Annotated in this window: 1 protein-coding gene; it reads left to right on the forward strand. The window is 69.6% G+C overall.

The genetic code is table 11. The annotated features are described in order from the left end of the window. Window positions 1-5,456: beta strand repeat-containing protein (locus tag ACE3Q6_RS15215; protein WP_374434105.1), on the forward strand; the 5,456-nt coding region annotated here is incomplete at both ends.

A 5,456-nucleotide genomic window follows, 5' to 3' on the forward strand; every position in this document is an offset into this window, starting at 1 on the left:
GTCGGCGCGGCCCCCATCGACGCGGTCGCCGACAGCGGCACCGTCGCCAACGGCCTGAACGGCGGGACGGCGGTTCCCAACGTCCTGGTGAACGACACGCTCAACGGGGCCCCGGCCACCTTGGCCAACGTGACGCTGACCCAGGTCGCCACCACCAACCCCAACGTCACGCTCAACCCCGCCACCGGCGCGGTCAACGTCGCTCCCTTCACGCCAGCCGGGACCTATACGGTCACCTACCAGATCTGCGAACAGCTGAACCCCGCCAACTGCGATACGACCACCGTCACCACCACTGTCGGCGCGGCCCCCATCGACGCGGTGGATGATGCGCCGCCCGCAGTCAGCGGTTTTGCCGGGGCGACCTTGGCCACGGTGCTTGGCAACGACACGCTGAACGGCGCGGCGGCCACGGTCGGAATTGGCGGAAACGTCACCCTGACGCCGGGTGCGGCCCCGACCCCGGCCAGCGGCTCGATCACGATGAACCCCGACGGGACGATCACCGTCGCCGCCGGCACGACGGCGGGCACCTATGCCTATCCCTACACGATCTGCGAAATCCTGAACCCCACCAACTGCGACACGGCCACGGCCACCGTCGTGGTCCTGGCCGCCCCCATCGACGCGGTGGACGACGCACCTGCGACGGTGAACGGCTTTGTCGGCGGCACGACCGCGACGGTGCTTGGGAATGACACGCTGGCTGCAGCCCCGGTCGATCCGGCGGCGGTGCTGCTGATCCCGGGCGTGCCCCCTGCCCCGGCTGCAGGGTCCATCACCATGAACCCCGATGGCACCATCACCGTCGCCGCGGGCACCACGGCGGGGACCTATCCCTACAGCTACACGATCTGCGAAAGGCTCAATCCGACGAACTGCGACACGGCCACGGCCAGCGTGGTGGTGGCGCCTCCGGTGATCCTGGCCGAGGACAACGACTTCTCGGCCACGCCGCTGAACGGCTTTGTCGGCGGCGTCGCGGGCAACGTGCTGACCAACGACCGCCTGAACGGGGCGACCGTCAATCCCGCGCAAACCACGATCACCGTGGTCGACGCCGACGGGATCGCCGGGCTTGTGATCTCGGACAGCGGCGTGATGACGGTTCCCGCCGGCACTCCGGCCGGGACCTACACGGTCGAGTACCGGCTCTGCGAGGACCTGAACCCCGGCAACTGCGACACGGCCCTGGTCACGCTTCTGATCAATCCGCCGGTCATCGATGCCGTCGACGACGACTTCACCGCCACGGCGCTGAACGGTTTCACCGGGGGCTCGGCCGGCAACGTGCTGACCAACGACCGCCTGAACGGGGCGACCGTCAACCCGGCGCTGACCACGATCACCGTCACCGATCCAGGCGGGCTGACGGGCGTCACCATCGCCGACGGCGGGACGATCACCGTTCCGGCAGGCACGCCCGCGGGCACCTACACCGTCACCTACCGGCTGTGCGAGGACCTGAACCCCGCCAACTGCGACACGGCGACCGTGCGTCTGCGCGTGACCCCGCCGGTCATCAACGCGGTGGACAACAGCTTCCCCTCGGTCAGCGGCCTGACGGGGGCCACGACGGCCAGCGTGCTGGGCAATGACACCCTGAACGGCGCTCCGGTCGTCCCGGCGCAGATCACCCTGACGCCCGGCACCGCGCCGACCCCGGCTTCGGGTTCCATCACCATGAACCCGGACGGGACGATCACCGTCGCCGCGGGCACCACGGCGGGGACCTATGCCTACCCCTACACGATCTGCGAGGTCGTGAACCCGACCAACTGCGACACCGCGACAGCGACGGTCGTGGTCGGCCTGCCCGCGATCGACGCCCGCCCCGAGGTTTCGCCGACCTTCAGCGGCATCGCGCCTCCGGGCCTGGTGATGAACGTCCTGACCTCGGACCGGATCGGCGGGCTGCAGGCGACGACCTCGAACGTCGCCATCTCCCTGGTCTCGATCCTGACCGCGGGCGGAGACCCCTACCCGGAAGTGACGCTGGACACCGCGACGGGCAACGTCGACATGTCGGTCCCCGGCCCGGGCGGAATTGTGCTGGTGACCTACCGGATCTGCGACCTGGCGAACCCGACCAATTGCGACACCCAGGTCGAGACGCTGGCCGTCCTGCCCCTGGTGCTGGAAGCACTACCCGAGGCCTATGATCCGGTGAACGGGCTGGTCGGAGGGACCCTGACCGTCGGCGGGTTGCCGGCCACGATCATCGATTCCGACATCGTCGACAGCACCGATGCGACGCTGGTTTCCGGCAGTGCGAACAGCGTGGTGATCCCGGCCCCCGTCGCCTCGGATTACACCAACCTCGCCACCGGTCTGCCGGTGACCTTCCTCAGCCTTGATCCGGCAACGGGCATCGTGACGGTGGCTCCGAACACCCCGGCGGGAAGCTACGGGATCTTCTACGAAATCTGCGATCCTCTGGACCTGACTCGCTGCGACGGCATCACCGAAACCGTGGTCGTCACCGCCGCACCCATCGACGCGGTCGCCGACGACCTGGGCCCGGTCAACGGCTTTGCGGGCGGCACGACCGGATCGGTCCTGGTCAACGACACGCTGAACGGCCTGCCGGTCGATCCGGCGGCCGTCACCCTGACCCCCGGCGCTGCGCTGAACCCCCTGCCCGCCTTCGGCAGCATCACGCTGAACCCCGACGGCACCGTCACGGTCGCCCCGGGCACTTCGGCGGGGATCTACGAATACAGCTACACGATCTGCGAGATCCTGAACCCGACCAACTGCGACACGACCACCATCACCATCCGCATCGCGCCTCCGGTGATCGACGCGGTCGCCGATACCCTCGGCCCGGTCAACGGCTTCACCGGCGGCACCCTGCCCAACGTGCTGGGCAATGACACGCTGAACGGCGCGGCGGTGGACCCGGCGGACGTGCTCTACCTCCCCGGAGCGCCGGTCGGCCCGACCCCTGCCGCAGGCTCGATCACGCTGAACCCCGATGGCACCGTGACGGTGGCCGCCGGGACCACGGCGGGCAGCTACGAGTACAGCTACACGATCTGCGACCGGGTCAACCCGCTCAGCTGCGACACGGCCACGGTGACGGTCGTGGTGACGGCCGCGCCCATCGACGCGGTGGACGACGACTATTCCGCAACCCCCCTCATCGGAGCTTCCGGCGGCGCGCTTGCCACGGTCCTGACCAACGACACGCTGAACGGCGTGGCGGTGGACCCGGCCGACATCACCCTTGCCCCTGGCGCTGCCCCGACCCCGGCGGCCGGGTCCATCACCATGAACCCCGACGGCACGATCTCCGTGGCGGCCGGGACCACGGCGGGCACCTACAGCTACCCCTACACGATCTGCGAGATCCTGAACCCGACCAACTGCGACACGGCCACCGCCACGGTCGTCGTCCTGCCCGCGCCCATCGACGCGGTGGATGACACCGGCTCGGTCGCAAACGGGGCTGCCGGCGGGACCGCCGTGCCGAACGTGCTGGTCAACGACACGCTGAACACGGCCCCCGCCACCCTGGCGACGGTCTCGCTGGCGCAGGTCTCCACCACCAACCCCAACGTCACCCTCGACCCGGCCACGGGAGCCGTCTCGGTCGCTCCGGCGACCCCGGCCGGGACCTACACGGTCACCTACCGGATCTGCGAGCGTCTGAACCCCGCGAACTGCGACACCGCGACGGCCACCGTGACGGTCGGCGCCGCGGTCATCGACGCGGTGGCGGACACCGGCTCGGTTGCAAGCGGAGCCACCGGCGGCACGGCTGTGCCGAACGTGCTGGCGAACGACACGCTGGGCGGATCCCCGGCCACCCTGGCCACGGTGTCCCTGACCCAGACCGCCACCACCAGCCCCAACGTCACGCTGGACCCGGCCACGGGTGCCGTCTCGGTCGCTCCGGCGACCCCGGCGGGAACCTACACGGTCACCTACCAGATCTGCGAACGGCTGAACCCCACCAACTGCGATACGACCACCGTCTCGGTGACCGTCGGCGCTTCGGTGATCGACGCGGTGGATGACGCTCCGGCCGCGATCAACGGCTTCGCCGGAGGCTCGACGGCCACCGTCCTGGGCAATGACACTCTGGGCGGCCTGCCCTTCGCGCCCGCCGCCGTGACGCTGGTCCCCGGTGCGGCTCCGACGCCGACCGCAGGATCCATCACCATGAACCCCGACGGCACGATCACCGTCGCGGCCGGAACGACGGCGGGCAGCTACAGCTACCCCTACACGATCTGCGAGGTCCTGAACCCGACCAACTGCGACACGGCGACGGCAACGGTCATCGTCGCTCCGCCGGTCATCGACGCGCTGGACGACGACTTCAGCGCCACGCCGCTGAACGGTCTGACCGGCGGGACCGCGGGCAACGTGCTCGGCAACGACACGCTGAACGGCGACCCCGTCGACCCCGCCCTGATCACCATCGCGGTGACCGCCAATGGCGGCCTCAGCGGCGCGTTCCTGACCCCGACGGGCGATCTGGTCATCCTGCCGGACACTCCGGCGGGCACCTATTCGCTCACCTACGAGATCTGCGAGATCCTGAACCCCACCAACTGCGATATCGCGTTGATCACCGTGGTCATCGACCCCGCGCCCATCGACGCGGTGGATGATGCTCCCGCGACTATCAACGGTCTGACCGGCGGTGCCACGGGCTCGGTCCTCGCCAACGACACGCTGAATGGCGTGACGGTTGATCCCGCCGCGATCACCTTGACGCCGGGCCCTGCGCCCTCGCCTGCCGCCGGCTCCATCACCATGAACCCGGACGGCACGATCACCGTGGCGGCCGGAACGACGGCGGGCAGCTACCCCTTCACCTACGAAATCTGCGAGGTGATGAACCCCACCAACTGCGACACCGCCACCGCGACGGTCATCGTGGGTGCCGCCGTGATCGACGCGGTCGATGACGCCCCCGCATCCATCAACGGCGCGACGGGTGGAGCGACCGGCACGGTGCTGGCCAACGACACGCTGAACGGCGTGACGGTCGATCCGGCCGCGATCACCCTGACGCCGGGCGCGGCACCGACGCCCGCCGCCGGGTCCATCACCATGAACGCCGATGGCACGATCACCGTCGCCGCCGGGACCACCGCAGGGACCTACCCCTACACCTACGAGATCTGCGAGATCCTGAACCCCGCCAACTGCGACACCGCCACCGCGACGGTCGTCGTGGGTGCCGCCGTGATCGACGCCGTCGATGACGCGCCGGCAACGATCAGCGGGATCACCGGAGGCTCCACGGGCACGGTGCTGGCCAACGACACGCTGAACGGCGTGGCGGTCGATCCTGCCGCGATCACCCTGACGCCGGGCGCCGCGCCGACGCCCGCCGCCGGGTCCATCACCATGAACGCCGATGGCACGATCACCGTCGCCGCCGGGACCACCGCAGGGACCTACCCCTACACCTACGAGATCTGCGAGATCCTGAACCC

The sequence above is a fragment of the Tabrizicola sp. genome, from assembly GCF_041913445.1.
In the GTDB taxonomy this organism is placed as follows: domain Bacteria; phylum Pseudomonadota; class Alphaproteobacteria; order Rhodobacterales; family Rhodobacteraceae; genus Tabrizicola.